A 5,000-nucleotide genomic window follows, 5' to 3' on the forward strand; every position below is an offset into this window, starting at 1 on the left:
TTCACGTTGTTTGTTTCGTTCAGTTTTCAAAGAACTACTTGGTCGCTCATTTGCGACTCCCTTATGTTAACATCTTCGTTAGTTAATGTCAACCAAGTTTTTTATTTCGTTTGCCGCGTTCTGCGTTATTGCATCGGCGACTTGTTCTATACTACACCTCTATATGCTAATCGTCAATACCTTTTTATAAAGTTATTCAAGTTAATATTTTTACACTCTCTAATCTAGAGAGGAGCCTCTTCGCTTTAATTTCTTCTTCTAAAATATATTCAAGTTTACTTATACCCTAGACTTAATTGGTATGGAAGTTTTCCTCTAGCGAAACTAACAACCTTATTTTAATAACTACTAATATGTAATTAAAAAGTTATTACGCTCCCTAACACCTCTTTGTTTATCAGGCACTCTATTAGAAACGATTGAAGATATACGTATTCTTATAACAGGCAACGATACAGAAATTCTTATGTACTACTCTAGTTATAGCGTTCCCCTTATATGAAGTAATGGTTACTTACCTGTTTACTCGTAAATATATAGAAACACACTAATACATTTACTAACTATCCCTGTATCACTGAAATAGCAGACTTATATCTCTTTCATCTTTAGCAGCATCCATTTCCATATGGCCTAGTCGTAATAAATTTTATATCCCCTTAACAAACATTTAAGATATACAAATAAACTATATTCGAGGCCCGAACCCATTAATAGCATTTCTTTTTTAAACACATATACTGGATTGAAAATACGTACCTGAATTGATCAAGTGTACCTAACACACCCAGAAGGAACGTTTGTTCTACTTATATTTTATTACTTTTTATCACATTTAAGGATGTTTATCCAATACCTATATTTACGTTTTACCGCTAGAAGAGCAAATCGAGTTACTAACAAAGTATGTAATTTTAATGTTTCTATTATATATCCTCCGTTTTGAAATACATATAGAATTACAAATTCATTTATTTCTAGCTATAAACCTAAGAATACATACCAATAAGAAACCAACACATATAAAACACCCACAAAAACAAATCCTACAACAAGGTATACTACAGCTGTACAATTATAACTCATAATCTTTTCAACACCTATAGGGGTCCTGTCCGCATTTAATACAAATATAAACTAAAAAAATTTCAATTAAAAAAGAGACGGAATCTCTACTCTAAGGAAAATCCGACTCTTATTTTTGGGCCACAACAAAAAAATTTAACTTACTCGCTATAACTGAACTCCCTCATACTAACCATAGCCAAAATAATTTTTACATTTAAGATTAAATATCTATTTAATCTTCCCTACCCTACTGTACTGAAGATGAATGTATCATATCTATCACTGCATGATATAAGTTTTCCGGATATTCAACTATCCGATGGCATAAATACAAGTACCACTCTTTCCCATAAGTCAAATACACCCTAGCATTATGTCCTTTGTTTTTCAAATCACTTAACATATCCGGACGAATTCCATATAGCATTTCTATTTCTACACTAGATTGACTAAAGTATTGACGTTGCTCCATTTCTTTAATAAGAATTTCATCATGTGTAGCTATAGATACAGGATGGTTATTTTCAACTAGTTGTTCTACGATCTGAAGATACTGTTGATTTAAGTCAGTTGATCTAGGTATAGCAATATCCGAAACTTCTTGATAGGCACCTTTTACAACTCGGATTTCCCCGGGATAATGTAGGAGTTCTTGAATATCCTTGTTTGGGCGATATAAATGCGCCTGAATCGTTATCCCTACATTAGGATATTGCTCAGTCGTTTTTTTATAGATGGAAAGAATGTCTGCTGCTTTAGATGATTCTTCCACACTTATCATAAGGGTAGTTCCATGTACTTTCGCCTTCTCTGCCAACTCCATTAAATGAATATAAGATATTTCTGGATCTATAGATAACCCAATATGCGATAAATCGAGTGATACTGTTTGTTTCATAGATAGAGCACCCATATCCCCAATAAGATTCCAAAACTCATCTTTTGCTTTATAACATTCCTCTATATCTAGAGTATTTTCCCCTATGTATTCTAGTGAAGTATGATAACCTTTTGTAATTAGTTCTTTTGCTATCACAATCCCCTCATGTCTCGTTTCTCCGGTGCAACGCAAGCTTTAACACTTGTTTCTAAGTTACTTTTGTCAACAGGCGACGAAGTACTAATAGAAGATCCCATCACCAATGACATTCAAACAATCTTAAAAATTCAGGAGCCTTCCTTTATCCTATACCAGTTGATGATAATGGGATGGATACATCTTTGCTGCCTGCAAATAAAAACCCAAAATTCATCTTCACTACTCCTTCTCATCAGTTTCCTTTAGGAGGAGCGTTACCGATTCAACGACGGGTTCAATTGATTAACTACTCAAGAAAAACAAATTGTTATCTCATTGAAGATGATTATGACAATGAGTTTCGATATGAAGGCTCACCTGTAAGTTCATTACAGGGATTGGATCCCGAGCGTGTTATATATAGGTTCATTTAGTAAAATTTTATCACTGGCCCTTAGGATGGGATACTTAGTTCTTCCCTCACACCTTATTGAAAAATGTCGCAGGATAAAATGGTTTTCAGATCTACATACATCTTCTTTAAATCAACTTGTCCTTACTAAATTTATTGTCGAAGATTATTTGGAACGGCATATTATGAAGATGAAAAAAATCTATAAAAATTGAAGAGACATCCTTATCCAGCAATTAAAATTAGTATTCTCAAATAAGATCAATATTTTCGGTCATTCTACAGGATTACACCTGATTGTCAAATTCAATCAATTTCAATTCACCAAAGAATTACTTGAGAAAATCCAACAACTTGGGGTTAAAGTATATCCTGTGGAAGACCACGCTATTGAAAAAGGAAAACATCATAATCGAATTATTATGGGGTATGGACATTTAACAACTGAAGAAATAAAAGAAGGTGTGCGCAGGCTACAGAGGGCAATACCTTGCATATATTCTTGTTAATAAATAGACTTTAAAACTCAAAGTTAAAGAGTCTAACAAACTTGTCCATATTTTTCTGAAGGTATGCTATTTAGATGTGAAATCATAATTAAATAAAGCTGTTTCTTGCTAGATAAAAGTGCTCATAGAGCCAACATTAATTACAAGCTTATTTTATTAAACACAAAAAAGACGAGTCATTCTGACTCGTCTTAAAGTTGCTTGGCGACGTCCTACTCTCACAGGGACAAGGTCCCAACTACCATCGGCGCTAGAGAGCTTAACTTCCGTGTTCGGTATGGGAACGGGTGTGACCTCTCTGCCATCATCACCAAACTATGAAGGCATATTCCTTCAAAACTAGATAACATTTGCTACATATTATATGGTTAAGTCCTCGATCTATTAGTATTCGTCAGCTCCACATGTCACCATGCTTCCACCTCGAACCTATCAACCTGATCATCTTTCAGGGATCTTACTAGCTTACGCTATGGGAAATCTCATCTTGAGGGGGGCTTCATGCTTAGATGCTTTCAGCACTTATCCCTTCCGCACATAGCTACCCAGCTATGCCCTTGGCAGAACAACTGGTACACCAGCGGTGCGTCCATCCCGGTCCTCTCGTACTAAGGACAGCTCCTCTCAAATTTCCTACGCCCACGACGGATAGGGACCGAACTGTCTCACGACGTTCTGAACCCAGCTCGCGTACCGCTTTAATGGGCGAACAGCCCAACCCTTGGGACCGACTACAGCCCCAGGATGCGATGAGCCGACATCGAGGTGCCAAACCTCCCCGTCGATGTGGACTCTTGGGGGAGATAAGCCTGTTATCCCCGGGGTAGCTTTTATCCGTTGAGCGATGGCCCTTCCATGCGGAACCACCGGATCACTAAGCCCGACTTTCGTCCCTGCTCGACTTGTAGGTCTCGCAGTCAAGCTCCCTTATGCCTTTGCACTCTACGAATGATTTCCAACCATTCTGAGGGAACCTTTGGGCGCCTCCGTTACACTTTAGGAGGCGACCGCCCCAGTCAAACTGCCCACCTGACACTGTCTCCCGGGTCGATAAGACCCGTAGGTTAGAATTTCAATACAGTCAGGGCGGTATCCCACCAGCGCCTCCACCGAAGCTAGCGCTCCGGTTTCAATGGCTCCCGCCTATCCTGTACAAACTGTACCAAAATTCAATATCAGGCTACAGTAAAGCTCCACGGGGTCTTTCCGTCCTGTCGCGGGTAACCTGCATCTTCACAGGTACTATAATTTCACCGAGTCTCTGGTTGAGACAGTGCCCAAATCGTTACACCTTTCGTGCGGGTCGGAACTTACCCGACAAGGAATTTCGCTACCTTAGGACCGTTATAGTTACGGCCGCCGTTTACTGGGGCTTCAGTTCAGAGCTTCGCTTACGCTAACCCCTCTCCTTAACCTTCCAGCACCGGGCAGGTGTCAGCCCCTATACTTCGCCTTACGGCTTCGCAGAGACCTGTGTTTTTGCTAAACAGTCGCTTGGGCCTATTCACTGCGGCTTTCCGTTAAGAAAGCACCCCTTCTCCCGAAGTTACGGGGTCATTTTGCCGAGTTCCTTAACCAGAGTTCTCTCGCACACCTTAGGATTCTCTCCTCGCCTACCTGTGTCGGTTTGCGGTACAGGCACCTTTTATCTCGCTAGAAGCTTTTCTTGGCAGCGGGGAATCAAAGACTTCGCTCCATAAGGAGCTTCCCCATCACAGCTCAGCCTTCACGATAAGCGGATTTGCCTACTTATCAGCCTAACTGCTTGGACGTGCACAACCAATCGCACGCTTCTTCTATCCTTCTGCGTCCCTCCATTGCTCAAACGATAAAGAGGTGGTACAGGAATATCAACCTGTTGTCCATCGCCTACGCCTGTCGGCCTCGGCTTAGGTCCTGACTAACCCTGAGCGGACGAGCCTTCCTCAGGAAACCTTAGGCATTCGGTGGACGGGATTCTCACCCGTCTTTCGCTACTCATACCGGCATTCTC

Annotated in this window: 2 rRNA genes and 2 pseudogenes (1 of these 4 cut by a window edge); 1 reads left to right on the top strand and 3 read right to left on the bottom strand. The window is 40.1% G+C overall.

The window, feature by feature from the left end:
- Positions 1-1,315 precede the first annotated feature (1,315 nt).
- Positions 1,316-2,131: pseudogene (locus tag QCI44_RS26715) on the bottom strand (proline dehydrogenase family protein); the annotation flags it as partial.
- On the opposite strand from QCI44_RS26715, the pseudogene QCI44_RS26720 reads away from it, so the two are divergent.
- Positions 2,126-3,007, top strand: a pseudogene (locus tag QCI44_RS26720) (aminotransferase-like domain-containing protein); the annotation flags it as partial. The pseudogenes QCI44_RS26715 and QCI44_RS26720 sit on opposite strands and share 6 nt — an antisense overlap.
- Positions 3,008-3,206: 199 nt before the next feature.
- On the opposite strand, the gene rrf reads toward QCI44_RS26720, so the two are convergent.
- A 5S ribosomal RNA gene (gene rrf / locus QCI44_RS26725) occupies positions 3,207-3,322 on the bottom strand.
- Positions 3,323-3,371: 49 nt separating this feature from the next.
- Positions 3,372-5,000 (bottom strand): 23S ribosomal RNA (locus QCI44_RS26730) (it continues 1,293 nt past the right edge of the window).

It is taken from the genome of Bacillus cereus group sp. RP37, assembly GCF_040459695.1.
Lineage (GTDB): Bacteria > Bacillota > Bacilli > Bacillales > Bacillaceae_G > Bacillus_A.